Genomic DNA, 25,701 nt, shown 5'->3' with positions numbered 1-25,701 from the left:
AATTGCTTGTATTCTGCCGCTCATGCTAACTATCTATATTAGAAAGGATGGCACGCACTTCATCTGTAGATTCTGTGGTCATCAGCTGATTTCTTAATTCGCTTGCACCTTTAAATTCCTTTACATATATTTTAAAGAAGCGGCGCAGTGTTTTAAATGGTCGAACGTCTAGATCTTTTGAGTATTTATCATGTAGGTCAAGATGAAGTCTTAATAAATTAAGTAATTCATCACTGCTATGAATTTCAGGTTCCTTTTCAAAAGCAAATGGGTTTTTAAAGATTCCTCTCCCAATCATAATTCCATCTACACCATACTGTTCGACGAGTTTCATTCCTGTTTGACGATCAGGTATATCTCCGTTAATTGTTAAAAGAGTTTGCGGAGCGATCTGATCCCGAAGTTCCTTGATTTCTGGAATTAGTTCCCAATGTGCATCCACATTACTCATTTCTTTTTTTGTTCGTAAATGAATAGACAAGTTTACGATGTCTTGTTCTAGAACGTGAGTCAACCATTCTTTCCATTCATCAACATACGTATATCCAAGTCTCGTTTTCACACTTACAGGTAATCCACCTGCTTTGGCTGCTTGAATTATTTGCGCAGCCGTTTGAGGGTAACGGATTAGTCCGCTTCCTTTACCTTGAGATGCCACATTATGAACTGGACATCCCATGTTAATGTCGATGCCTTTAAACCCTGATTTAGCCAATTCAATACTCATTGTCCGAAAATGGTCCGGGTTCTTTCCCCATATATGTGCAACAATAGGTTGCTCATCTTCTGTAAAGGTCAAACGTCCTCTAACATTAGAAATACCATCAGGATGACAAAAACTATCTGTGTTCGTAAACTCTGTAAAAAATACATCCGGTTTTCCAGCTGCACTAACTACGTGACGAAATACAACGTTGGTGACATCTTCCATTGGTGCTAGGATGAAAAAAGGACGGGGTAAATCATGCCAAAAATTACTTTTCATTATCTATTCTAATCCTTTCATGACTGCATACTTATTTAAACTTTTTGTTATAATTCGTTTCGCTATGATATGTTGCTCTTCATCTTGCTCACAGATATACATATCATCGTATTAATTGTTTTTCTAACAAAATTTTTATATAAAGTTCCGATATTTTTTCTATTTCACGATACATAAAGAGCAATACAATATTACTATATTACCATATACCAATCATTTTAATAATTAGTTTGTACGGAGAGTTTTTAAAAAAATGACGCACTTATTTAAAAAGTGGTTGGTGTGATGGATTTAAAAATACAAAGACATAAACCTCTTATATTCGTGAGGGAAAAAGCAGCTAACTATGATGAAGAGAAATCAACCAAAAAAACGGTCACCATATGGACAGTGACCGTAAATTTAATACTTTTTATTCGAATATGATAGCAAATTTTCCTAAACATTAATTAGGATAACGCGCTCTTCACAAACTGAACAATCTTGACGAACCTAATTCAATGAAGGGTCGAACATTTAGTTATCCCACTATAATGGGAGAGGATTAAAAATAAATGTCGATAACATGATCACTTTCTAAATCATCCCATTTTATATTATTAAGGAGGAATTCTACTCCATTTGGAATATACACTTTTTCATCTATTTCCAATTGTTGTTGTGGAGTTACATTATAGTCATCTACTAAACGATTATAGGATCCATTTCCATAAATATGAGCATGATAAATCTCCGCGAAAACATGTAAACCTTCCATCTCTTGCAATATTTCTGGAGCGAGGTCAATAATTGAATGACCGAGATGCCTTGGTGTATTTGTGTCAGTGTATAAGTTTAAATGTATTACAGCTAAATAGCATAGGACTGATAAATTTCTCTCATTTAAAAGATATGACGTTTTTCCTAAACCCATAAATGCGTTCATATTTTTGGGATCTAGGTCGATTGCTTTTACATAATTTTCTTTTGATTCTTTTAAAAGACCCTCCCTTTTCATCTGAACACCTTGTTGTAAAAGATTACTTACTTCATTTGACATACATTTCACACCTTTTAATAGTAGTTTACATAAAATTTTTAAGAGGTATTAAATTTAATTCATATAATTTACAATTAAAAAGAATACTCTATCTGCCGTAACGTCTGATAAATAATCCATTCCTCTGCCTCTTTCCGAAGCATGTGAATAATCACCATAATTTTCAAAAGTATGTTCTTTATTATTATTCCATTCGATTTGCTCTGCTTTTAATTTTTCAAATTCGTCGCTTGGCATCGTATCCCTCAATACTCCCCAAACTTCATTTAATAAGTCATCCCAATCTTCGTAATATTGACCAAGAAATCCGTCCCTCACAGTAAAATTGGGATCTTCTGCATCTCTTTGAATTTTGTCTTCAATAGCTCTAGCCTTTTGCATATATTTCTCTTTTAAGCCATTCGCTGCATTCGCACGCTGTTTTTCTTCTTCTTCACGCTTTGCAATTTGTTCTTGGATGGCATCGTAATTTGTAATTGTTACTGGTATATCTAAAATAGTATCTTTATTCTCCAAATGAATGATTACTTCTTTATCGGCAGGTTCATCATATGCTTTTACTTGTAAAATACTTTCCTTCTCATCAAATGAAACTTCTACTACATCTTCTTTTGATAGTTCGATAGAGAAATCAGTTTCTTTCAATTTCTCTTCATTTGTTTTCATCGTTAATAAATCAATAGATTCCGCAAGAAGACTAGCATTATAATTTTCTCCCCCTTGAAGCTTGATTGGCATCTCGTCCACCTTAAAGCCGAAGAATTGGTCACAATTGTTGTATGATTCTTTCGGAAATGTCTGTTCTAAAAATTGATGTTTGACCTTTAATTTTTTCATTAACTTATTTTTTTTAGAAACTTTGGGTTCAAATAGTATCGAGCCATCGGCAAACACTGCTTCTTCATAAGAAAAACATGCATACGAATCGTTTATTTTATCGCTAAATCCTGAGGCTACTTCGCCTTCTAATTTGTAACCACCTAATAATTCAACTTTTGCAGCCAACACCTTGAACGCACTGACACCAACTTCACCGCCGATACCTCCTTTTGCTTCTACCTTTGCATTTCCCGAAAGCTTTGGATGGACATCGAGTTCTGTATCATTAATAAAACTTGTTATGTTATCTTCATAAATAATCCCACGTACATCCATATATTGCATATCTACCTCGACAGAGACTTCTGCGTTTTGGTTATATTCAATATTCAAGAAAAACATTCCTTCTACCATAAGCCCTGGAACAGCAGTAGGAATCGCTACTTTCGCAAAAGGAACCTTTTTCTTAAACTTTTTTTCATGTTGGTCAGAATCTTTACTATTTTTTAGCGTTGCTTTTACATCTGAGTCGATTTCAATTTGATGAATTAATTGGAATCTATCTAACGTAAATAAGTTAATCTTTGCCTCAAATATTACGTTTGGGTCAATCAGAGAAATATTTCCAGATAAGTCGAGAGATAGATCTTCTAATTTGATTTTATAGTTTTTTAAAGAAAACTTGATGGTAGGTTGACCATCTTTATTAGTAGACACCACTTTTAACTCTACATCATTCGTGAATTTAGTTTTGACAGAGGTGGAGGCTAAATTCGTGTCTGTAGTCGCTCTTTGCGCGGTAGTAATTGAAATGTCTCCTTCAGTCTCTGGCAAAATGATATCTGATTCCTCTATTGGATATACTTTATACACATCCATATTTTCATATAACTCTTCAAAATATGGCTCTTCATATTCAATTTCATAAGCGTTCCATTTTGATTTGATGCTGCTTACTTTGATTGCTTGACCATCGGGACTATCTGGATCATCGGTAAGTAATATAAGAATATCTTCTTCTTTGATAGGCTTATCTTTTATTTTATCAATGGTCACTTTTACTTCGTCTATTTTTTTAATCTCGTTATTTTCGATGATAATGAGGTCAGGGTTGAGGATAGCTTCCTCTACCTCATCTCGCACCGTATAAAAAGCTTGCTCGTATCCCTTGCTAGGTGAATCACCATTTGTATAGCGAATTTGATCATTAAAAACGATGCGATATGTTGAGTCTTTTTCGTAATTTCCTTTAGGGGGAGAAATACGAACTGTTTTATTATGATTTGTTAATGAAAAATCTGTTTTAACAATATTATCATTTTCATCAATAACTGAGAAATTCTCTTCGGAAACGGTGGAAGTATCTAACTCTCCACCAAACTCTAATTCTAATATTTGGTCGATTGGAACATTGGTTTTCATTGAAAGATAATCTTCTTCATCGATCATTACTGTTTCTTCTTTGTCGTTCTCACTCTTATTTGCATGAGTTGTACGTTGATCAGAAATATATGTATAAAGAAAATAAAAAATAACACTTAAACTAAGCAAAGCAAGTAAACTAATCGTAATTCTTTTTCTCATTTTTATTCCCACATTTCTTATTTTTTTATTAAGGGATATAGCAAATCTATGGATCCGTCCTCTATTTTGTTAATATCGCGATATAGCTGTTTTTTATTTTAAAAATCACATGAAATAAACAGGACTAGGAAAAATATCCTTATCTATGGTTTTTATTTAATAGTAAAAAAGGACTATATAAATTTAATATTATATACTAGAAAAAGACATCTGTCATCCTAGTAAAGGAAGCTCAGGGGTTTAATCCAAATTTCATTAAAAGTATTAATTTATTTAAGTAATTCATTTTACAAATTAAATCGGTAGTAGTTTTCTCACTTACGTAAACCGGTCTTGACGTCAAAAAACCTAACTCTTAACTAAGAGCTAGGTTTAGATTATCCTATTAAATTTTCGTTGTAAACCCCTTGGGGAGTTAGGAATTAATTTTCAGTTATTCAAAAAAAATTTGTATAAATTAATTTTAACATACATGTCAAGTTGGTGGTTTTTATACCAAAAAATGTAATATATACGTAGGTTATTTGGATAATTAATTTAGGCGCATATGTTCTGTTTTGGGTTAATATAAAAGGTATACAATATGATGTATACCTAATAAGATTAATTAAACGCACATTGTGGCCAATACTTTTTGAATGTCGTAAATGCTATCATCTTTTTTGAAAGTCTTATCAACTACAGGTTCCATAGATCCGCCAATCCAAATTTTTAATTCAGCATCTAAATCGAATGTGCCTGCTGTTTCAACGCTAAAATGTGTGATGCTTTTATAAGGTATTGAATGATAATCTGTCTTTTTTCCAGTTAACCCTTGCTTATCCACCATCAAGAGACGCTTATCCGTAAAAACAATCAAGTCTCTAATTACTTTAAAGGCTACATCTACTTCTTCACCTTCTGTTAATAGTTTCCCTACTTCTTTTTCTACCTCTTTTTTATCTACGGTTGAAGCATTTCCTAAAAGTCCACTTAATAATCCCATTTAATATCCCCCTTTAAATTTTTTTATTGCTAAGTAAGTTACATAAAGCTATGTCTATTAGGCTTATAATATCATACACTTTGATAAGAATATAGCGCTTTTAGCGTATTGTTTAATATTTTAAGTGAATAGTAAAGTTATTTAAAAATAATATAAGTTAAGTAATTTTAGGTTATTGAATATGTTAAAATACAACCACTGAAAGAATTCTTACAAGAATCAAAGTTCTTAAGTTCACAATAGACAAAAACTGTGAAAAAAAAACATGGAATTCCATGTCTATTGCAGTAATTTTTTGATCAATTAGACTTAATAATATGATAACCTGTTTGGTATCTCTGAATCTATCCTAATAGGTTTCGCAGTGAAACAGTAGCAAATATTGGATAGTTATAGTAGATTGTTGTGTCTGACTTTAAAGGAATAAGTTGAAGAAACGGTGAGCAGGGGGATGTTTCATCATGGAGAAACGTTTTGTTTACGTTTCTCTAGCTTTACCGCATCTAACACATTTATTAGTAAAGTAGTCGTATTTATGTCTCTTAAATAATATGCAAAATAATTTTTTTATGCTCATTTTAAATCTCCCTCTTAGGTGTTATCAGCATTAATAGTCGATTACAACTAAATTAAGAATCATTATAAGATCTTTACTTAAAGAAATATATCCATTTTTGAATATATATTGAGATGTTTTTTAAATGCTGAGTAGGTGTTATTTTTGCAAATAAAGGTTTAATTCTTTAATAGGACATTTGACCTAACGTTCGATATTTACTATACTATTTTAAGTTGCAATCTACGATAAAGGCAAACTTATTGAAAAATAAGGACGCAAAGCCACGGATCTAAGATTCTTAAATGAATTACGATAGCCGGTTGCCAAATGAGAGTATACTTCTTCATTTGGTTATCATAAAATAAGGTAGGGACCAAAGTTGAAGATAGAAAACACAGAACTAAAAAATAGTATTCAAAGATTTTATAACTTGTTGAACAATTATCCAGATGATCATGACACAACTCATGAATTTGTTGTATTTTTAAAATCGTTCTTAAGAATACAATCTAAATATTTGCCAACAATTGAAGTGATGACACTAATTAAGAAGCATAAACCTGTCATATTTTCAGAATTAAGAAGGATGGCGCGTAATAATCTTATGCTTGAAATTCTGACTGATTTGTCTACGGATGTTAATACGGCAAATAAAACATTAAAAGAAATCAAAAATTAATTAAAGGTCCTTTAGGACTCTTTTTTATATTTACACACTAAAAAACAAGGGAGTAAATTGGCTAAAAGAATAAAGTTAAACGACATGACTATTTGGCATAATCATAAACAGCTTATTACAGCCTTTGAAGTTACTATAACAAAATTGATTTTGATCAGCTTAAGCTGAAAAATTAAGTGATTGATAAACGTATGATGAATGATTTATTACATAATAAATAAACCTATGAAAAAACATATAGAAATTAGCTTTATAAGTTACTAGTGCGTTAATAGGCATTGGTAGCTTTTTTAATTTATAGATGAATTTTTATATAATGCTTCTTATGTCGTTACTGGGTTGACAAGCATTACATATTATACTGTAAGGAGGTGTTATTATGTTTGAGGTATTAGCTATGGCGACAGCTATTGCGGCAGTAACAAGTGGTGTTGTCCAGGCTATTAAAAAGACTGAAAAAATTAATAAGAGATACATGCCTTTAGTAGCTATTTTAGTTGGATTGATTCTAGGTGCTTTAGCTTTATTTATGGATATTGGACTCGTGGAAAGGCTATGGGCCGGTGGTATATCTGGTTTAGCTGCAACAGGATTGTTTGAATTAGGTAAGAATACGGTAGAGAGCGGCGATTAAATCGTTGCTCTTTTTTATTATTAAGAAAGCATATCGATCTGTAAAGATATTGGCGCGATTATATCCGAAGTAATAGAGAAGATAATACATAATCATAGCCTGAAAAATGAGAGTATCTAAAAGAGAAGTAGCCATTGTAAAAAGCACCTTTCCTCAGTTTTGTCTATTGATGAAGTTATGCTTTTTTAATGGCAATTTTTCGTAGAAATTTAAGTAACTCTTTCCATAGAAAGGATCCATGAGTCTATTAAAAAATTCTTGTAAATTTTCAAGTATAAAAGATATAAAATATGTCTGAATTCTAGTATAATTCTTACAGTAATAATAATTTTCCACGTTAAAACGGTAAAGTGATAAAATGTGAATAAAACAACTAAGAAAACGGGGGGAAGAACGTGAAAAACGTTGCAATATTGGGAAGCAGTGGTGGGAATTTGTTCAATTTAGGGGGCAAAGAACCTATTAAGCTATTAAAAGAAATTTTAAATCAATGTGAAACGGCTGGAATCAATGTGAATGCAGTTCAATTTATCGGAGCGGAAACTTCGATGGACGTGGCAAAAGAATCGACAAAGGCATCCCTTTATGTACTAAGAGATCAAGAGATAAAGGACGTCTTTCAAGATACACTTAAAAAAACGAATAAAGAAGCATTAAAAGAAGATGTGAAAATTGCGGATAAAATTAAAGCCGGTGAAGTAGATGGTTTAATTTTAATGAGTATTGATCCGGAATATGCTAATAAACATGCTATTCAAGCTGCAATAGAAAAAAGTATTCCAATAGTTGGTACAGGCGGTTCAGCGATGGCTATAGTAGGTTCAAAAGGTGGAAATGTAATCTCTACATCGGGGACTACAGGAACTACAAATAGGACAAGAGCTATTTCATTTGTTTCTTCATTAGCAAAACATTGGGACATGAAATTTCGTCCAAGTTTTACTTCAACAATTGAAAACTCTGCACGTGAAACTGGAACAAATCCATTTAAAAGAATTAATATTAAGGGGATTATGACAGCCTCTTTACCTGCCTTTATTTCGCTTGCCTTAATTTTAGCTCTTAGTAAAATTCCGATGTTCGCAGGGCTTGGAGATGTATTTGACATCCTGATTAAAGCATTGCCGATCGTTCTTGCGGTAGTAGCTGCGAAACAAATTTCAGATTTGGATGAGGTTTCTATTGTTGCGGGAGTGATCGCCGGGTGTTTATCGGTTGAGGGAGGTATCATTGGAGGTATTATTGCAGGGATTATAGCTGGATTACTTGTTCAGTTTCTTTTTGTTAAGTTTGTTCAACTTCGTTTCCCTATGACAACAGTTAATATTTTTACTGCTAGTTTGGCAGGTATCATTTCAGGACTCATTGTTTTCTATATATTAGGACCGCTTGCACTTAGTGCAGGGGAATTTATTAAATATGCGATCGAGCAGACTATCAGCTTCAATGCTGTCCTTGCAGGTATGCTAGGTGGTTTACTCATTTGGCCAGCTATTTTGGGAGGAGTATATCATGCTGCTATTCTGCCAATTGTTTTATTTGAAATGGAAAGATCCGGCTTTAGTTTTCTAGGTGCGGTAGATATGGTAGGGCTTGTCGTCGTTGCTGCAGGAATCAATTTGGCAAATATTATTTTTCCTAAAGATAAAGGATCAGCTTCAATCGCATTACCAGGCTTTTTAATTAATATGGGATTTGGAACTTTCGTCGAATCGGCTTATCCATTTATGTTTTCAAGCAAATTAGTCTTTGGAGGAGCAATCTTCTCAGCTGGGCTTGGTGGAGCTATTGTTGGTTTATTTGATGTAAGGGGAACGGCGTATTTGCCTACTTTTGTAGCACCGTTTGCTTCTAGCAATGCAGTTGGCCTCATTATAGCTATGGTGGTATCTTTGTTAAGTGCCTTTACAATAACAGCTTTGGCAAATAAATTTTTCAGTAAAAGTATGTAAGCTAAACCAATGAATAGAATGGAATCGATAGGAAGGGTGCACGACTAGACGATAGTTGTGCACCTTCCTTATAGTCTTATTACTTCCTGAGCTTTTACGAGATCTTCTGCACAGTTAATCCATCCTACATGTCTTTAAAAATCGTCTCACTCCTCATTCTCCTTTTTGATTCAATTCTTATTCTCATTGTAGTTTGTAATTGTGTTTATTCATTCTTAAAATCCATCTACATAAGCACTAACAGTGAAAGGAACACTTCATTAACTTTACCCTTTTGGTTTATCTCTCCATTTATTTCATCTTAAAAAATAAATGTCGGATTTTGTCGGAATCTATATGTCATCTGTAAAATTTAAAAGAAGGCGTTTTCAAAAAAGTAAAGGGTGACATATATAGATGAAAAAGAAGTTTAAATTTCCATTGGCTTATCAAATTTTAGCCGGATTGATCTTAGGGGTCATTGTTGGGGCTATTTTTTATGGTAATCCAGCAGTAGAAACATACTTACAGCCGCTAGGAACAATATTTTTAAATATGATCAAGATGATTGTTGTTCCGATTATCGTATCAACCTTAATTGTTGGGGTTGCTGGAACAGGCGATATTAAACAGCTTGGAAAGCTTGGCGGAAAGTCGATGATTTACTTTCAACTTGTATCGATGATTGCGATTATAGTTGGACTTGGTGCAGCAAATATTTTTAAACCTGGAGAGGGATTAGATCTTTCTTCGCTTACAAAAAGTGATATCAATCAATATGTCGAGACGTCAAAAGAAGTTCAGGATGATGGTGTTATCGATATTATTGTAGGAATTGTTCCGAGTAATATTATTGAATCGATGGCTGAAGGAAATATGCTGCCGATCATTTTCTTTTCTGTTTTATTCGGATTAGGTGTAGCTGCTGTAGGAGAAAGAGGAAAACCTGTATTAGCCTTTTTCCAAGGTGTGGCAGATGTCATGTTTTGGGTAACTAATCTTATTATGAGATTCGCACCATTTGGTGTTTTTGGTTTGATTGGTGTAACGGTTTCCAAATTTGGCTTAGAGTCGCTAATTCCGCTTGGAAAATTAATGATTTTAGTATATGTAGCAATGATTTTCTTTGTAATTGTCATACTAGGTATTATCGCAAAATTAGTTGGAATAAATATATTTCAGATTATTAAAGTATTAAAAGATGAGCTGCTTTTAGCCTATTCAACCTCCAGTTCGGAAACGGTTCTGCCGAGAATAATGGAGAAGATGGAGAAGTTCGGCTGTCCAAAGGATGTAGTTTCCTTTGTTATTCCGACCGGTTATTCTTTTAATTTAGATGGTTCAACTTTATATCAGGCGATTGCTGCCATTTTCATTGCGCAGATGTATGGTATTGATTTAAGTATTTATGAACAAATTACATTAGTGCTCGTATTAATGGTAACATCAAATGGAATAGCTGGAGTGCCAGGGGTGTCTTTTGTTGTATTGCTTGCAACATTAGGAACGGTTGGTATCCCGCTTGAAGGACTTGCATTTATTGCAGGTATTGATCGTCTGCTTGATATGGCCCGTACTGCTGTAAATGTCGTTGGTAACGCATTAGCTACAGTAGTTATGTCTAAGTGGGAAGGGCGATTTGATACGGAAAAACAGAAGAATTATTTCAGTTCTATAGAAAAAGCAGTATAAGCAAATAAATTGAATACGTATCGTATAATAAGTAGGTAGTTTTGAAGCCAATTTTATGGTGAGAAGCTACCTGCTTTTTCATAGTGATGACTAAAATGATTTTTGGCTTTCGTCAACTGAAATCTAAAATTTTTTGATGGTAAACGTTCACTCCTTTATGTGAAAACCTAAATACATATGACATTTTAGTACTTAGAAAGTGATTAGCAAGTATATTTTTTATCTAGAAAGCATAAATCTCTTCTTACTACATAAGCGCAACCAAGTCATTCACAGTAAAGATTTGGCAAATGCCAAGTTTTTTAATATAGAACTAAATCGTTTATAATACAATATATACACGTACTTATGCGAGAACAGGAGAATTTGATCAAGATGTGGCGCCATATCAGTTTACAAATAGCATTTATCGCTTTGGCGACTGCCTTAGCCGGTGAATTAAGAATTGCACCGTTTGGCTGGGAATTTCGTTTTGGACTAGGGAGCAGTATGTTCTTTTTTTTATTGCTTCTTTATCGTCAAGTCCCTTATATAAAAACAGGTATCATTACAGGTATTGTTGTAGTGATATTCCGAACCTTTCTTAACTTGATACTCTCCTCAGATATATCGGAGTTTCTATCTGTTTTAATGATACATTTACCAGCGGCGGCATATTATATTGCTTTTGCATTTGGAATGAGTAAAATAAGTGAAAGTAGCTTTCAAAAAAACTTATTATATTTTGGTGCTATTGTAGTTTGTATTGATGTAGGAGCAAATGTGGCAGAGATCTTTATTCGATATTTGCTGACTAACAATATGCCTATATCTGCTGCTGACCTTCTGCTGACAGTTGTTGTTGCTGTTATTCGGGTTTATTTTTTAATTGGTTTATATGCGAATATAAGACTATCCCAATTAAGAGAGTTGCATAAAGAGCAGGAGAGTCGATTAGACCAGATGCTCACTTTCGGATCAAATTTATATAACGAAAACTTTTATTTAAGTAAAATGATGAGTACAATCGAACAAATTACTGCATCAAGTTATCATTTATATCGCAAATTAAAAGATGATCATTCAAACTACGATACCGAGGCACTGGAGATTGCTCAGCAGGTACATGAAATAAAAAAAGATACTCAACGGATCCGAGCTGGATTAAATGAATTATATGATTCCAAAACTGTTCGTGAGATGGACTTAACAAGTATTTTACATCACGTCATTCGAGGAAATAGTAGCTATAGTGAATGGTTAGAAAAAGATATTACTATAAAAAAGGAACAATTGATCGAATTTAAGACGGATCATTATTACCCGATTATTTCGATTTTAAATAACTTGACTGCAAATGCAGTAGAGGCAATTGATCAAAAGGGAACGATCACAATCAGAGTAGTGGAAGAAAATCATTTTATTAGTTTCACTGTAAAAGATAATGGAAATGGCGTAAAGGAAAAAGATATTCCTCTTATATTTGAACCCGGGTTTACCACGAAGTATTCAAATAAGGGAACGGCAGCTACAGGGATAGGACTCTCTCATGTAAAAAATATCTGCAACTTTTTCAACGGTGAAATAAAAACAGATATTAAAGATGGAGAAACGATCATAAATATCAAGTTGCCAGCACATTTGGTTAAAAAAGAGGAGTTATGAAATGGTTAATTTTGGTATAGTTGATGATGATCCTGTATGTCGCAGGATGTTAGAAAGCATTATTGAAGAAAATAATTTAGGAAAAATCCTCACGAGCAGTCCGGGGGGAGATGATGCAATTGAAGATATTATGGAAACAAACCCTCAAGTTGTTTTAATTGATTTATTAATGCCTGGAATGGATGGGATTAATATAATAATGGAATTACAAAAGGCAGGTTATAACGGAAACTTTATAATGATCTCTCAAATTGATAATAAAGAAATGGTTGCAGAAGCCTATATTAATGGAATTGAGTTTTTTATCCATAAGCCAATTAACCGAGCTGAAGTGACGGCTGTGATCGAAAATGTAAAAGCAAAATTAAAGTTAAATCAGTCTTTATATACGATTAAAAAGTCATTATCACAATTAGATATTACGCCAGCCACCACCTTTACTGGTGGGGATTCCCTCAAGGACTCTGTTAATAGAATTGTACAACATATTTTGATGTCAATCGGATTAATCGGGGAAAGGGGAAGTAATGATATTTTAAAAGCCATGGAGATTCTAGTTGATAAAAATTATTCAATTAATAATTTTCCACCTCTAAAAGAACTGTATGAAATGATTGCAATCCAATATAATAGATTCATCGATGAAGAGGAACTGAAGCGAGAAATAAGAGCAATCGAACAACGAATTCGGCGTTCAGTGATGATGGCGTTAACTAATTTAGCTTCGATCGGATTAACTGATTACACAAATCCGAAGTTTGAGCATTATGCTTCATTACTATTTGATTTTCAAGATGTTCGTTTAAAAATGAATGAATTGAAAAATGAGAAATCTAAAGCAAGTGGGGTAAAAGTAAATGTTAAAAAATTTTTGCAAGTGATTTATGTAGAAACATTAGATAAGTTAAATGCAAGTGAATAATCTACCAGATATATGTTATCCTAACATAAGCACTAATTGTATATCCATAAAGTAACAACATTATATCCATAGATGTTAATGTTGTTAGACCTAAGGAGAAGCCAAATGTAGAAGAACACTCACGTTTATCCCAAGGCTAGCTACTTTTTTAACGATCAGTCTATCTGCATCCGTATGATTGCTTTCTAAGCATATTTAGACCCTAACCAATCAATCCCTATACAATAAGGAATCGATTGGTTTAAATGATGTTTTATAGAAACACCAATTTAAGGTCTGAGCAATACTTTCTATATTAAGGTCTGCCACTCGCGAAAGAATCTAGTTTAGGAGACTTCCTATCTAGTTTTCTCTTTTTTTATAGCTTCAATCATACGGAGGGTTTCCTCAACAATCAGCTCTGGGCGATCAAACATAACACTATGGCTACTATTCTTAGCTATTACATGACGGTCTGCAGAAAAGGACAGCTGATGATCGTGCCATCCTTGTTGTAATAGGAGTTCATCTTCCTCAGAAAATCCGAGTTCAACGGCGTTCATATGATGGGTGGCCGGTGTAATGACGGTGATCGGTATACCTTCGGGAAGCGGTGAAAGTTCACTTTCAAAGCGACCAATGTTGTTAACTTCTTCAGTTATGGTATCAAAAAAGTGTCTATCCCATAAAACATTCATATAGACATCGATGTCAAACTGTTCTGGGAGGTGATCAGGGGCTAATATGCCGTTCAATAACCGAATTGCACCAATGCGTGCAAGAAAGCTATTCGACTTTTGAGTTTCAGTTTCGAGCATGGCCTCTGTATATTCTGGATATTGCTTGGAGAAACTTTCGTTTCGGGCATCAATTAGGATGAGCCCTATGACATCTTTAGGATAGCGTTCCATATACATACGAGAATAAATTCCTCCAGAAGAGTGTGCGACAAGAATAATCGGAGTATCGACACCTACCTCTTCGAGAAGCGCATGCAAGTCGGAGGTGAGTTGTTCTGAACTTAACGGCTCTGAAGAGGGGTCACTCCAACCGTACCCTGCTCGATCATAGGTGACGACTTGTGTGTCTTTAGCTAACTGCTTTTGAACAATTTGCCAATCCTCTGACCAACTACCAGTTCCTGCTTCTATTACGACAGTAGGTGTTATATCAGACTTATCACCTTGAACGTTGGCATGGAGGAAACGACCGCCAATATCCAACCGTTCGCCTGATGGTGGGTAGTCTTGCACGATATTTCTAAGTGTGTACTTTTCGTATAATGTACCAATGGTAATAAGCAAAGTACAAAGTAACAGTAAAACAGAAACGGAAACGATGACTATTTTCTTTATCCTTTTCATAAAGCTTTCACCCCTTTTGAAAAGCTAATCATTAATGATATGATCATGGTACCAAGGATGATGAAGAAGATTGTCATCGTCTCTGGAAAGAATATAGTGAGTATCATAACGGCGCCGAAGATGACGAGGATCCTGGAACATGGACGGATGCATTGATTCCAGATGCGATTGATAGTTGAAATGTCTTGCAATTTGAAGCGTTGTAACGTGTTACCGGTGACAATTAAAGTGGTACCAACGCAAAGTGGCACGATAATGAGTAAATCGAAATTGTATCCAGATTCATAGGCAATCACAGCAACATGGACGACAAGAATAATCAACAGAAGCGTAATAAAAATGGTAAAGATACCATTTTTGTAACGCTTATAATAGGGTTTCAGGCCTTGCAGACGCGGAAGAATAATGGCGTTAGCGATAATGAGAAGCATCGAAAGCGGATGTAGAAATGCAGTAATGAAGTCCGCTCTAGCCGCATAGTAAAAGAACCCTAACAGAATAGCAATAATGAATAATAACCACATAAAAAAGAATTGCATTATGATTCCTCCTTATTAAATCTGAGTAGCCATTTTAATACGTCTTGAAATACTGTCGTATTGAGAGAGTAAATGACGTATTGACCACGTTTTTCTGCATAGACGAGCTTGGCATTTTTAAGCACGGTTAGGTGCTGAGAAATACCAGCCTTACTCATCGCAAAATGCTCAGCGATTTCCCCGGCAGTCCGATCCCCGTCGAGAAGGATGTCTAATATCTTTCTACGATTTTCATCAGACAAAGCTTTATATACGTTGTTATTGAGCAAGGCTCACCACCTGCTTATCTATATTTAAGTATTTAAGTGATTACTTAAATATAAACATGTAATTCAAAATAAATCAAGTGTTAAGCTATTTTTCGATTGGGATATTCATATCGCATAAACTAATATGGAGGGTTTCAGCATACTTTCATATTTAACTAATGTAAAGCACCATTTTTTGAAACCTTATAAATCAATGCGTGTAGGGTATTTTATCATAACAAAGTATCTGTTTCACGGTAATACATACCGGATCACTCTCGATACGTCGGGGAAAGGGGAAGTAATGATATTTTAAAAGCCATGGAGATTCTAGTTGATAAAAATTATTCAATTAATAATTTTCCACCTCTAAAAGAACTGTATGAAATGATTGCAATCCAATATAATAGACTCCTCGATGAAGAGGAACTGAAGCGAGAAATTAGAGCAATCGAACAACGAATTCGGCGTTCAGTAATGATGGCGTTAACTAATTTAGCTTCGATCGGATTAACTGATTACACAAATCCGAAATTTGAGCATTATGCTTCTTTACTATTTGATTTTCAAGATGTTCGTTTAAAAATGAATGAATTGAAAAACGAGGAATCTAAAGCAAGTGGGGTAAAAGTAAATGTTAAAAAATTTTTGCAAGTGATTTATGTAGAAACATTAGATAAATTAAATGGAAGATGAAGTAATTTACAAACTACATTTTCTCATACTCTATATAGAAAAAACACTGTTTGGGTTTCATTTCAAAACAGTGTTTCTTTCATTTACAATTGTATATTACTCTTAATTATCGATGCAGTTGTTAGTTCTGGTATTTGCTGAAGACTAAATAAAAATCCGTAATCAGTTGAATGACCAACGATTATAGCGGCAAAAAATATTAAAACCATAAGAATAACGACAGCCCACATTAGAAGTTGTAATCCCTTTTCGATTTTTTCCATATTATTCACCTCACCAACAATGGATTATAGGCCATTTGTAGAAGGAAAACAAGGATTGTCTATCTATCTCTTAGATGATCGATCAATATCACAATTAATCATAGGGAAAACTTACATTTCTTTAGTAAGCAGGAACGTAAAAAGAAAACTAGCATCTTCCTCTTGTATGGAGGAAAATGCATGTTTGATTTTTCCTTTAAACTGATTTGTTTTCCTGAGATGCATACATATCTTTACAAGCTCTTGGTGCGGTCCAAAAGGTTGTTAATAGCAATAAGACTACAGGAACAGCAGTGACAACAATAAATGATTGTAACGCATTAACACTACCTTCACCAATAGAGACTAATACGATAGCAACTATCCCCATCACTAATGCGTAAAATGCTCTTAACCATCGAGGGGGATTTCCATTTCCTGATATTGCCATGGAAATTGTCAGTGACATTGAATCTGTCGTAGTTAAGACGAAAATAATCGTTGCTAATAAAAACAAGAACCCGAATATTGTCCCAAATGGTAACTGCTCCGTAATAGCCATCATTGCTGCTGGGGGTCCAGCTTCATCCAATGCAACTGAGACAGAACCAGGTAGCTTTAATTCTTGGAAAATACCTGTCCCACCTACGACAGTAAACCAAAAGGTTGTTACAACGGGAGCGATAATTGCGACGGCTAAGACGAGTTCTCGGATTGTCCTTCCTCTTGAAATTCGGCTTGCAAATACGGCCATCATCGGACCGTAGCCAACAAACCATGCAAAGAAAAATACTGTCCATAATCCGAGCCATGCTTCATCCCCACGATATGTATTGAAAGAAATGAAATGATTTATATACATACCAAAAGCTTCAAAATAATTATTAAAGATAAATAACCCTGGCCCAAGCAATAAGACGCCAATGATTAACCCAATTGCTAAGATAACATTTAAACTACTTAACATTTGAATCCCTTTATGAATCCCCGTAACAGCTGAAATTGCTGCACCGATTACTAATAAAATAATAATAGTGATATGGACGCTAAGAGTATTAGGTATTCCTGTTAAAGTACTTAAGCCATATCCTGCTTGTAGCCCTAAGAACCCAATTGGTCCAATAGTTCCAGCAGCAACAGCGATAATGGAGAAGGAATCAACGATTGTTCCGAATATGCTGTTTTTCATTATTTTTTCTCCAAATATAGGATATAGTAATGCCCTTGGCTTAAGAGGCATGCCTTTATGGTAATGGGCGTACATTAATACAATAGTTCCTAAAGTTCCTAGAATTGCCCAAGAGAGGAAACCCCAATCCACGAAACTAATTGCTAGTGCAGGAACGACTGCCTCTGGTGTTGCCTCGGTAATTCCCGAAAAATGTGGTGGTACGGATAAAAAATGACTTAATGGTTCTGCAGCCGCCCAAAACACCCCTCCACCTGCTAACAAAGTACACATTATAATTGCAATCCATTTAAACGTGCTCATTTCCGGTTGATCGAGATTACCTAACCGTATTTTTCCATATTTTGAAAATCCTAAAACGATTGCAATTAGAAATGTTCCTAATAAAACAACTTGATAAATGATGCCAAAGTAAGTTGCTGATAATCCAAATAAATAATTGACCGTGTCCGCAACAAAGTCGGCATTAATAAGTGCGATTAGTACAAATAGTAGTAAGGCACTACCACTTATAATAAATGACGCGAAATCTAACGAGTCTTTCTTTCCCTTCGAACTTTCCATTCCGATATTCCTCCAGTTAATTTTGACTTACTATGCTGCTATTATTTTTTAACTTATTATCTCCATCTAGAAAAATAATTTTTAATTATCCTCACTGCAGGAAATCTTGTTAAAAATAAAGAATGGAATGAAGCTTTTTCATCATTGCCTCATTCCACAATTTTCAATCCTAAAGCATTTTAGTTTGTTTGTAAAATAATTAAACTTATACGTGTATTCATCTACATTGTATTTAGCTACATAAAAAGAGGTTATGTCAGGAGACATTCTAAAGGAAGATATAGCATAGAACTAATAAGGGCGTAGATCATAAGCCAAAGTGATAAATGATAAGGGAGAGTCATTGACTCGGAATAATATCCACTTAATGGAAAATGAAGAGACTGGAACATGATATAAGTAATTTTCTCTAAAGACACACAATATATTAGTTAAGCGTAGGAAGTTGACGAAGCTGTCATACATCTAACAAAGTTCGTCTTTTCTTTGATAAAAATACGTTTGTCTCAGCCTAGGTAGATATAATCTATTTAACGAGTGTAAGCAACATTCTATGAAACACTATTAATCTATGCGTACGGGGTATTTTATCATAACAGTATCTGTTTCCCGGTAATACTTACCGAATCACTCTCGATACATCATTACATCTCCGATTAGAAGAAGGAACGATTTTAATTTAGGATCAGTGCACTGGACTTCTGTCTATTACTTAGGTTGAGCATCATTGTTTGTTACAATCCTGTAATCTGTAGATGAACTGAAGCATCAAGAGAGTTACTTTATGAAGTTATTGTTCTAATTAGAAGGTGTTTTTCGATATAGAAAAATGATCCCTTCAATGGTTAAAACAATTCCCCACACGATAGTGACTAGATTAAAATATGAATTTGTATATAATGGCAGCCAATCAACAAGGGGACTGACATAATTCATTGTCCATTCGCCAAAAGGATTTAATTGAAAGAGATGCCATCCTTCATATCCATCTAGAAAGAAAAAAGCAATTTGTAATAATACGAAAATAAATAGGAAGAAATACCAGCGTCCATATTTTTTTACAAAATTCCATTGTTCTTCTTCCATTTCGTGCGATTCTCCTTTCACTTCAAAACTCTTTCCTTTTATAGATAAAATTCGCAATGAAATAAGAGATGATAAATAATATAAAAGAAAGAAGGCAATAGGTAACCGAAAAAAGAAAATCAATATTTTCTATTGTACCCGGGATTAACTCCAGTCCGAAAAATACTAATCCGAACATACCAAATGCAAAACCTATACAGTATAGCATAATCGTATCTGATTTTTCTACACCCAAAACATACGTGAGTGGGTACAAAAGCGTGGCCAGACATAAAACGATTCCCATTCCTCGCAGCATGAAAAGGAAAAAGATACTGGAAAACGAGGTTTCGATAAATATGTTTGTGATAAAAAATAATCCGACTGCTAATATTACACAGAAAGTAAGCAATATAAAAAAAGTGATATACTTGCTTTGAATAATCTTTTCTCTATTAACAGGAAGAGTTATTTCGAACTTATTCCAGCCAGACATACTATCAAGTTTTAATATTTCAAATGCTTGAACCGGTATAAGTAAGAATGGTAGCAATGCAGCAACTCTTACAGCTGCACTATGCTCTGTTAAAAGAAGTCCTATTAACGCTGCTATTGATAATAGAATAGAAGTTCTCATGCTTTTTTCAATGGAATACATATTATTGAGGATGAGTCCTTTCATCGTTTTACTCCTTTCATTAACAGAATAGTTATATCATCAATTGAGAAATCTAGTTGTGGATAATTTTTTGTAAACATATTATCTCTGCGAATAAGAGCATCTGTATAATCTTCGTTCCGTTGATATGCAATCACTTGAGATTTTATTTGGGACAGTTCTTCAGTAGGAAAACGGGTAATGGAATAGTCTGTTAGTAATTCCTTTTTCCCGACAGTTAAAATAATTTCTCCCTTTTTAATAAAGATCAGTTGATTAGCAATTTTTTCAATATCACTCGTTATATGGGAAGATAATAATATCGAACGTTTTTTATCTTTTGCAAAATCTGCGAGTATTTCAAGGATTTCTTCTCTCGCTATTGGATCTAGTCCAGCAGTTGCTTCATCCAAAATTAACAATTTGGCATCATGTGAAAGGGCAACTGCTATCGAGAGCTTCATTGACATGCCACGTGAGAAGTTTTTAATTAATTCTTTTTTAGGTAACTTGAATTTGTTTATATATTGGACGTATTTCTCATTATCCCATTGACGATAAATGTTCCGGAAAACGTTCGATATTTGGATAACATTTAAGTTACCTGAGAAGTTCATGCTATCAAAAACAACTCCAATATCCTCTTTTATATTTTCTTTCATGTACTCCATTTTTTCTCCAAACAAATGAATTGTCCCGCTATCTTTATTTCGAGTGCCGATAATCGTATCCATTGTCGTTGTTTTCCCAGCTCCGTTTTCCCCGATAAACCCTACAATCGAACCGTAAGGAATGGAAAAAGATATATTTTTTAATGAGAAACTGGACTTAGAGTATGTTTTATTTACATGTTTTAGTTCTAAAATAGATTCCATTATATTTGGCTCCTTAGTTTCATGATTTTATAGAGATTTTTTAATTACTTTCTTGTAGTAAAAGACTGAGAGTATACCAAAAATAGAATATAATACCGTGTATAAACTCATGACAGTAATCATCGGTGTCCACATTTCTGATCCAAAAATAAACCATCCTGATTTAATGCCAAAAAAGCTATGACTTAATCCGAGAGTCAGAGGAATACCAAAATTAATGACTTGTTTCATACGAATTCCTCGTAATAGATCTTCTTCGGTAAATCCTAATTTTCTTAAAATCGTAAACGTAGGTTTTTCTGTTTCACTGTCGTCCATTTGTTTGAAATAAAGAACACATCCCGAAGTAATTAAAAAGGTTAAACCTAAAAAGCCGACAATAAACATGGTAAGTCCCACGCTTTGTTTTTGAATTTGATTTACTTCTAGGCGAGATTCAGAGCCTTCCCAACCCCCTTCCAACTTATAAAGTTTTAAATCTCTAAAAATAGTATTTGCTTCCTGCAATTGGCTTGAACTATTAATGTCTATACCGGTAAAGTTGGTAAGATAATTTTGGACGGATGGATCTGCTTCCTTTTCTAGCTGTTTAAATACATCATTGTTAACAATGGCAACTGGAAAGCCTTCTGTTAGCTGAAGTGGAAGAATGTTTTTATTTTCTAATCCAATAAACTTTAACCTAGTTGTATCATTTCCACTGAAAAATTTAATCGTTCCGGAGTTTTTAAATACGAGCATATTTTCTAGCATCTTAGCGGGCTTCGTGAATAATACTTCATCATCAGCCACTTCGAGATGAGAGATTGATTCAGCGCTTATTACTGAACTAAAAGAAACCGGGTTCTCTCCAATATCCAAATGCTCATATGAACCGGGCACTAATGCATCCGTTATATCTGCGTAGGAAAGTAATACATCTATTTCAGTGATTGTATACTCGATTTGAGATTTATCCAATACAGTTGTAAAGTTATTGACATCGTTCATTTCAAAAAGTGAAAAGTCATATGGAGCTATTTGTTCAGCTGACTTTTCTGCTGAGTAATAAGAAATATAGGTAAGCGACAATAAAGTAATAGAAAGTGCTGACACTAACGTAATAATAGTTAACAAAAATGCATTAGACTTTATTCGAAACATCAAGCTCCAAAGAGATAACACATTATTTAGCGTTACATACCCATTCTTTTTCTTCCGAATGACATGAAGAATAAAGCTGATAGAACCTTTGTAAAAAAAATACGTTCCTAAAATAATGCAGGCGATGATTGCTAACATAGCGACAAACAGCTTATATCCTGGATAGTTACCGCTAAATAATTCTGCTGAGATAAAATAACCTAATACAATGAAGCCAATACCTAACAAACCTATGAATATTTCGAAGAACGATTGTTTCTTCTCTTGATGCTCGGAAGTCGTTGTACTTTGGAACAAGGATAAAATGGTCTGTCGATTAATAAAAAGAAAGTTCATTAATAGAATAAACAAAAAAATAGTAGCAAAAACGATTCCAGTTTGGATCAATGCTTCCGTTGAAAAAGTTAATGTTGCAATGACTTTTATTCCTGTCATCTTAAATAAAATCATAATTATTAATTTTGACATCGAAAATCCGAGGGAAATTCCGATAATCAGTGAGCCGATATACAAAATTAAGTTTTCAGCACTTAAGATGCCAAGAATCTTTATTTTTGACATGCCTAATAATTGAAAAAGACCTATTTCTTTGCCGCGCCGCTTGATGAATAGAGTATTTGCGTATAAAAGAAATACAGTGACAATGAAGACTAGTAATATCGATCCGACTTTAATTGCTGTAGCACTATTGACTGATTCTTTCATTTCATCCATAGAAGGATCATATTGAATCGTAACAAAGGAAAAATATAGAGACACACTAAAAATTAAGGCAAAAACATAAAGAAAATAATTTTTTATATTCTTTTTTACGTTTCGATAGATAAAATATTTAATGTCCATGGTAGACTCCACCTAACACCCCTTGCGTTCCAATGATGGCAGTAAAGAAGTCTTGTCTAGTTTCCTCACCTCTTATCAACTGTGAAAAGATAGCTCCATCTCGTATAAAAATAACTCTTGAAGAGTAGCTAGCTGCTACTGGATCGTGAGTTACCATAATAATTGTTGAAGACCGCTTTTGATGTAATTCACTTAGTTTGTTTAATAACTCTGAAGCTGCTTTTGAATCAAGGGCTCCAGTAGGTTCATCGGCAAAGATGATGCTTGGTTCATGAATAAATGCACGTGCAGCAGATGTACGTTGTTGCTGTCCGCCTGATATTTCTTGAGGATATTTATCTTTTATATCAAATATACCAAGTTCGGTTGCCACTGTTTCAAATCGATCGTTCGCCTCTTTTTTTGATACGTTTTTTATTGATAATGGTAATAACACATTTTCTTTAACGGTCAGGGTGTCAAGCAAGTTATATTCCTGAAAAATAAATCCCAAATGATTCTTTCGAAACTCAGCTAATTTTTTATTTTTCATTGTTGTAAGCTCATTCCCTTGAATGTTGATCGACCCTTGACTTACTTTGTCAATGGAAGAAAGCACATTCAATAATGTTGTTTTTCCGGAACCTGATGGCCCCATAATACTTACGAACTCGCCTTTGTCCACTTGGATGTCTAAACCTTTTAACACTTCTTGTTTAGTAAGTTTTCTCCCATAGCTTTTATAGATCTTCGTTGCTTCTAATAACATGAACTTTAACTCACACCTTTTCATATTGAATCAATTTTTTATTCTAAAAATAATCTGAACATTATTTTTTATAAATAATCGCCCTTGGAAAGTGATTACCTAAATTGGAAATCTTCTAGACTTTTTATCAGATGTTAAATTTAATTATTGAATCACATATATCATAAGAAAAAAAGATCTTTTTTTCCTTTGATTTAACGAACAAATGATAAAAGCATGTGACAATATTGTCACATGCCCATAATTTGGATAAATTCATTTTTTTGAGGAAAAGTTAATGTAAAGGTAGTACCTTCATGAATCGTTGAATCAACATTAATCTCGATTAATAAGGAAAACGCCACTTTTTTCGCTAAATATAATCCCATCCCGGTTGCTGATTGGTCACGTTTACTATCTGTCGAAGTAAAACCTTTATCGAAAATACGCGGCAGATCTTTCGGTTCGATGCCTTTTCCGACATCTTTAATCTCGAGCTTCGTATGATTTCCTCTATTATAACTATTAATAACGATATCTGAATCACTGCTATATTTAACAGCATTTGTAAGGATTTGTCTGATTAAAAAGCCAAGCCATTTAGAGTCACTTAATACCTCTTTTACCTCTAAATTCAGCTCAAAGCCGATCCCTTTTTGCAGACACCAATCTCGTAAAACGTTAATCTCCTTGTGAATAACCGATTTTAATGCAGTGTTTCCGATGTGTAAATCATTTTCAATAAAAGGAATTCGCTTTTGATGAAGTTGTTGGTCTAGTAATAGATCAATACGCAACCATTCATACATCATTTTGGACTTTAATGAGTCATCTTCTATTCGATCAATCATTAAATGCAAGGTGGTCAGGGGAGTTTTGATCTCATGAATCCAAGATAATAGTTCATCTTTTTCCTGTTCGAGATCAAATCTATATTTATCAATTTCCGCTTTATGTTGTTTTGCTTGCCGGGTAAAAAATTCAATAATCATTTCCTCAAAAGGACTCTCTGTTTCTTCTATAGAATGGAGGTCGTACACGTCATCTAATTCTTGCATGTTTTTATGAAAGCTTGATTCTTTATGATAACGGATGATGAAAAAAGCTAAAAATACAATAATAGATAAAAAGACAATATAAAGGATGGATGAAAAAGGGATGGACGGATCGATGTACGCAATAAAAAGGAACAATAATTGTAAAAAGATAAAGAGAAAAATCCAGCTTCGTCGTTCAACAATATATCTTTTAAACATGAAATTGCTCCTCTTCGATTGCCATGTATCCCTGCCCGACTTTTGTTAAAATAAATTGCCCCAAATTAATTTCATCCAATCTTTTCCGCAAACGATTTACATTTACAGTTAATGTATTATCGCTTATAAATCGTTCATCATCCCATAAACTTTGAATCAACTTTTCTCGACTGACAATGTTGTTTTTATGATCGATTAATACTCTTAAGATATATAGTTCATTTTTGGTTAGTTCAATTGAGCCTAATTCATTCCTCACAATATTTTTGCTATAGTCAACCGTTGCATGGCACCAGGATTTTACTTCTACTTGTTCAGATCCATAATTATAAACACGTCGAAGTACTGCTTGGATTTTTGCAATGAGAACATCAAAATGAAATGGTTTTTGGATATAATCATCTGCACCAAGCTGCATTGACATCACCATATCAGAAGGGTGATCACGAGACGAAAGAAAGATGATCGGAATGTTGGAAGAAGTTCGAATCATCCGGCACCAATGAAAACCATCAAATCTAGGCAATTGGATATCGATGATTACAAGGTCTGGTTGAATGACTGTATATTCTTGCATGACATTGCCGAAATCTTGAATCCCAAATACTTCATATTCCCACTGTATTAACCGCTCGCGTATTTCATCAAATAGATTTGCGTCATCTTCAATTAATAGAATTTTAAACATAGGTTCACCAACTTTTTCACTCTTACATTAATCGTACAGCAAAAGTAAAGTATGTGCTATAGCTTTGATAGATTCTACGTTCTCTATCTGAAATAAATAGATTTACAACGGAATCATACTATATTAATTATTTACACAAGGGAATGTAGGGG

General features: G+C 33.9%; 23 protein-coding genes and 1 riboswitch. Of the genes, 7 read left to right on the top strand and 16 right to left on the bottom strand.

All coding sequences use genetic code 11. The features are described 5' to 3' along the window. Positions 1 to 25 precede the first annotated feature (25 nt). The 4 genes from SPD48_RS18655 to SPD48_RS18640 form a co-directional block, all read right to left on the bottom strand. Positions 26 to 985, bottom strand: coding sequence for a tRNA dihydrouridine synthase (locus SPD48_RS18655; RefSeq protein WP_336259654.1), 960 nt, complete (start codon positions 983 to 985; stop codon positions 26 to 28). Between the two features lie 544 nt (positions 986 to 1,529). Beyond that, positions 1,530 to 2,024, bottom strand: coding sequence for a hypothetical protein (locus SPD48_RS18650; protein ID WP_336259653.1), 495 nt, complete (start codon positions 2,022 to 2,024; stop codon positions 1,530 to 1,532). 54 nt (positions 2,025 to 2,078) lie between these two features. Next, a complete protein-coding gene (locus SPD48_RS18645) occupies positions 2,079 to 4,427 on the bottom strand; it encodes an Ig-like domain-containing protein (protein WP_336259652.1) in 2,349 nt (782 codons plus the stop codon). A gap of 607 nt (positions 4,428 to 5,034) precedes the next feature. Beyond that, positions 5,035 to 5,412 (bottom strand): PH domain-containing protein, encoded by a 378-nt coding sequence (locus tag SPD48_RS18640; RefSeq protein WP_336259651.1) that lies wholly within the window; start codon positions 5,410 to 5,412, stop codon positions 5,035 to 5,037. A gap of 799 nt (positions 5,413 to 6,211) precedes the next feature. Continuing rightward, positions 6,212 to 6,299: riboswitch (cyclic di-GMP riboswitch) on the top strand. 51 nt (positions 6,300 to 6,350) lie between these two features. On the opposite strand from SPD48_RS18640, the gene SPD48_RS18635 reads away from it, so the two are divergent. From SPD48_RS18635 to SPD48_RS18610, 6 genes are all read left to right on the top strand, one after another. Next, the gene (locus SPD48_RS18635; RefSeq protein ID WP_336259650.1) at positions 6,351 to 6,650 is read left to right on the top strand and encodes a hypothetical protein; all 300 of its coding nucleotides are present in this window, start codon (positions 6,351 to 6,353) and stop codon (positions 6,648 to 6,650) included. A gap of 379 nt (positions 6,651 to 7,029) precedes the next feature. Then, positions 7,030 to 7,284 (top strand): holin, encoded by a 255-nt coding sequence (locus SPD48_RS18630; protein ID WP_336259649.1) that lies wholly within the window; start codon positions 7,030 to 7,032, stop codon positions 7,282 to 7,284. A 395-nt stretch (positions 7,285 to 7,679) separates the two neighbouring features. Further along, on the top strand, positions 7,680 to 9,236 hold the full coding sequence (locus SPD48_RS18625; RefSeq protein ID WP_336259648.1) for a PTS sugar transporter: 1,557 nt from the start codon (positions 7,680 to 7,682) through the stop codon (positions 9,234 to 9,236). A gap of 396 nt (positions 9,237 to 9,632) precedes the next feature. After that, on the top strand, positions 9,633 to 10,907 hold the full coding sequence (locus SPD48_RS18620; protein WP_336259647.1) for a cation:dicarboxylate symporter family transporter: 1,275 nt from the start codon (positions 9,633 to 9,635) through the stop codon (positions 10,905 to 10,907). A 375-nt stretch (positions 10,908 to 11,282) separates the two neighbouring features. Next, positions 11,283 to 12,551 (top strand): ATP-binding protein, encoded by a 1,269-nt coding sequence (locus tag SPD48_RS18615; RefSeq protein WP_336259646.1) that lies wholly within the window; start codon positions 11,283 to 11,285, stop codon positions 12,549 to 12,551. A 1-nt stretch (position 12,552) separates the two neighbouring features. Further along, positions 12,553 to 13,473 (top strand): response regulator, encoded by a 921-nt coding sequence (locus tag SPD48_RS18610; protein ID WP_336259645.1) that lies wholly within the window; start codon positions 12,553 to 12,555, stop codon positions 13,471 to 13,473. Between the two features lie 338 nt (positions 13,474 to 13,811). On the opposite strand, the gene SPD48_RS18605 is transcribed toward SPD48_RS18610, so the two are convergent. The 3 genes from SPD48_RS18605 to SPD48_RS18595 are packed head-to-tail and all read right to left on the bottom strand — an operon-like array spanning position 13,812 to position 15,624. After that, a complete protein-coding gene (locus SPD48_RS18605) occupies positions 13,812 to 14,816 on the bottom strand; it encodes an alpha/beta fold hydrolase (RefSeq protein ID WP_336259644.1) in 1,005 nt (334 codons plus the stop codon). Next, complete coding sequence (locus SPD48_RS18600) at positions 14,813 to 15,355, bottom strand: hypothetical protein (RefSeq protein ID WP_336259643.1); 543 nt, start codon at positions 15,353 to 15,355, stop codon at positions 14,813 to 14,815. The genes SPD48_RS18605 and SPD48_RS18600 overlap by 4 nt, the downstream gene beginning before the upstream one ends. After that, positions 15,355 to 15,624, bottom strand: coding sequence for an autorepressor SdpR family transcription factor (locus SPD48_RS18595; protein WP_336259641.1), 270 nt, complete (start codon positions 15,622 to 15,624; stop codon positions 15,355 to 15,357). Before SPD48_RS18595 ends, SPD48_RS18600 begins: the two co-directional genes overlap by 1 nt. A gap of 243 nt (positions 15,625 to 15,867) precedes the next feature. Here SPD48_RS18595 and SPD48_RS18590 point away from each other — a divergent pair, with 243 nt between their 5' ends. Continuing rightward, entirely contained in the window at positions 15,868 to 16,299 is a 432-nt protein-coding gene (locus SPD48_RS18590; RefSeq protein WP_336259687.1) for a DNA-binding domain-containing protein, read from the top strand. Between the two features lie 83 nt (positions 16,300 to 16,382). On the opposite strand, the gene SPD48_RS18585 is transcribed toward SPD48_RS18590, so the two are convergent. The 9 genes from SPD48_RS18585 to SPD48_RS18545 form a co-directional block, all read right to left on the bottom strand. Continuing rightward, on the bottom strand, positions 16,383 to 16,562 hold the full coding sequence (locus SPD48_RS18585) for a hypothetical protein (protein WP_336259640.1): 180 nt from the start codon (positions 16,560 to 16,562) through the stop codon (positions 16,383 to 16,385). Positions 16,563 to 16,758: 196 nt separating this feature from the next. Continuing rightward, positions 16,759 to 18,294: a BCCT family transporter gene (locus tag SPD48_RS18580; protein ID WP_336259639.1), complete on the bottom strand. Its 1,536-nt coding sequence runs from the start codon at positions 18,292 to 18,294 to the stop codon at positions 16,759 to 16,761. Between the two features lie 798 nt (positions 18,295 to 19,092). Further along, positions 19,093 to 19,380, bottom strand: a complete 288-nt coding sequence (locus SPD48_RS18575; protein ID WP_336259638.1) for a hypothetical protein — start codon at positions 19,378 to 19,380, stop codon at positions 19,093 to 19,095. A gap of 22 nt (positions 19,381 to 19,402) precedes the next feature. Next, positions 19,403 to 20,041, bottom strand: coding sequence for an ABC-2 transporter permease (locus tag SPD48_RS18570; RefSeq protein ID WP_336259637.1), 639 nt, complete (start codon positions 20,039 to 20,041; stop codon positions 19,403 to 19,405). Beyond that, positions 20,038 to 20,892, bottom strand: coding sequence for an ABC transporter ATP-binding protein (locus SPD48_RS18565; protein ID WP_336259636.1), 855 nt, complete (start codon positions 20,890 to 20,892; stop codon positions 20,038 to 20,040). Before SPD48_RS18565 ends, SPD48_RS18570 begins: the two co-directional genes overlap by 4 nt. A gap of 27 nt (positions 20,893 to 20,919) precedes the next feature. Further along, positions 20,920 to 22,878: an ABC transporter permease gene (locus SPD48_RS18560; RefSeq protein ID WP_336259635.1), complete on the bottom strand. Its 1,959-nt coding sequence runs from the start codon at positions 22,876 to 22,878 to the stop codon at positions 20,920 to 20,922. Continuing rightward, positions 22,868 to 23,626 (bottom strand): ABC transporter ATP-binding protein, encoded by a 759-nt coding sequence (locus SPD48_RS18555; protein ID WP_336259634.1) that lies wholly within the window; start codon positions 23,624 to 23,626, stop codon positions 22,868 to 22,870. Before SPD48_RS18555 ends, SPD48_RS18560 begins: the two co-directional genes overlap by 11 nt. Before the next feature lie 230 nt (positions 23,627 to 23,856). Next, positions 23,857 to 24,861 carry a sensor histidine kinase gene (locus SPD48_RS18550; protein WP_336259632.1) on the bottom strand — a complete coding sequence of 335 codons (1,005 nt, stop codon included), beginning with the start codon at positions 24,859 to 24,861 and terminating at the stop codon, positions 23,857 to 23,859. Further along, positions 24,854 to 25,549, bottom strand: a complete 696-nt coding sequence (locus SPD48_RS18545; protein WP_336259631.1) for a response regulator transcription factor — start codon at positions 25,547 to 25,549, stop codon at positions 24,854 to 24,856. Before SPD48_RS18545 ends, SPD48_RS18550 begins: the two co-directional genes overlap by 8 nt. Between the last annotated feature and the right edge of the window lie 152 nt (positions 25,550 to 25,701).

This window comes from Pseudogracilibacillus sp. SE30717A (assembly GCF_037071985.1).
Classification (GTDB): domain Bacteria; phylum Bacillota; class Bacilli; order Bacillales; family Amphibacillaceae; genus Pseudogracilibacillus.
The sequence above is the reverse complement of the archived record's forward strand: the minus strand, read 5'-3'. Positions and strand labels throughout refer to the sequence as shown.

Bases quoted from the DNA above. Each gene is read 5' to 3' on its own strand.
- SPD48_RS18655 (WP_336259654.1), bottom strand. From the start codon at position 985: ATGAAAAGTAATTTTTGGCATGATTTACCCCGTCCTTTTTTCATCCTA.
- SPD48_RS18650 (WP_336259653.1), bottom strand. From the start codon at position 2,024: ATGTCAAATGAAGTAAGTAATCTTTTACAACAAGGTGTTCAGATGAAA.
- SPD48_RS18645 (WP_336259652.1), bottom strand. From the start codon at position 4,427: ATGAGAAAAAGAATTACGATTAGTTTACTTGCTTTGCTTAGTTTAAGT.
- SPD48_RS18640 (WP_336259651.1), bottom strand. From the start codon at position 5,412: ATGGGATTATTAAGTGGACTTTTAGGAAATGCTTCAACCGTAGATAAA.
- SPD48_RS18630 (WP_336259649.1), top strand. From the start codon at position 7,030: ATGTTTGAGGTATTAGCTATGGCGACAGCTATTGCGGCAGTAACAAGT.
- SPD48_RS18620 (WP_336259647.1), top strand. From the start codon at position 9,633: ATGAAAAAGAAGTTTAAATTTCCATTGGCTTATCAAATTTTAGCCGGA.
- SPD48_RS18615 (WP_336259646.1), top strand. From the start codon at position 11,283: ATGTGGCGCCATATCAGTTTACAAATAGCATTTATCGCTTTGGCGACT.
- SPD48_RS18610 (WP_336259645.1), top strand. From the start codon at position 12,553: ATGGTTAATTTTGGTATAGTTGATGATGATCCTGTATGTCGCAGGATG.
- SPD48_RS18605 (WP_336259644.1), bottom strand. From the start codon at position 14,816: ATGAAAAGGATAAAGAAAATAGTCATCGTTTCCGTTTCTGTTTTACTG.
- SPD48_RS18600 (WP_336259643.1), bottom strand. From the start codon at position 15,355: ATGCAATTCTTTTTTATGTGGTTATTATTCATTATTGCTATTCTGTTA.
- SPD48_RS18585 (WP_336259640.1), bottom strand. From the start codon at position 16,562: ATGGAAAAAATCGAAAAGGGATTACAACTTCTAATGTGGGCTGTCGTT.
- SPD48_RS18580 (WP_336259639.1), bottom strand. From the start codon at position 18,294: ATGGAAAGTTCGAAGGGAAAGAAAGACTCGTTAGATTTCGCGTCATTT.
- SPD48_RS18575 (WP_336259638.1), bottom strand. From the start codon at position 19,380: ATGGAAGAAGAACAATGGAATTTTGTAAAAAAATATGGACGCTGGTAT.
- SPD48_RS18570 (WP_336259637.1), bottom strand. From the start codon at position 20,041: ATGAAAGGACTCATCCTCAATAATATGTATTCCATTGAAAAAAGCATG.
- SPD48_RS18565 (WP_336259636.1), bottom strand. From the start codon at position 20,892: ATGGAATCTATTTTAGAACTAAAACATGTAAATAAAACATACTCTAAG.
- SPD48_RS18560 (WP_336259635.1), bottom strand. From the start codon at position 22,878: ATGGACATTAAATATTTTATCTATCGAAACGTAAAAAAGAATATAAAA.
- SPD48_RS18555 (WP_336259634.1), bottom strand. From the start codon at position 23,626: ATGTTATTAGAAGCAACGAAGATCTATAAAAGCTATGGGAGAAAACTT.
- SPD48_RS18550 (WP_336259632.1), bottom strand. From the start codon at position 24,861: ATGTTTAAAAGATATATTGTTGAACGACGAAGCTGGATTTTTCTCTTT.
- SPD48_RS18545 (WP_336259631.1), bottom strand. From the start codon at position 25,549: ATGTTTAAAATTCTATTAATTGAAGATGACGCAAATCTATTTGATGAA.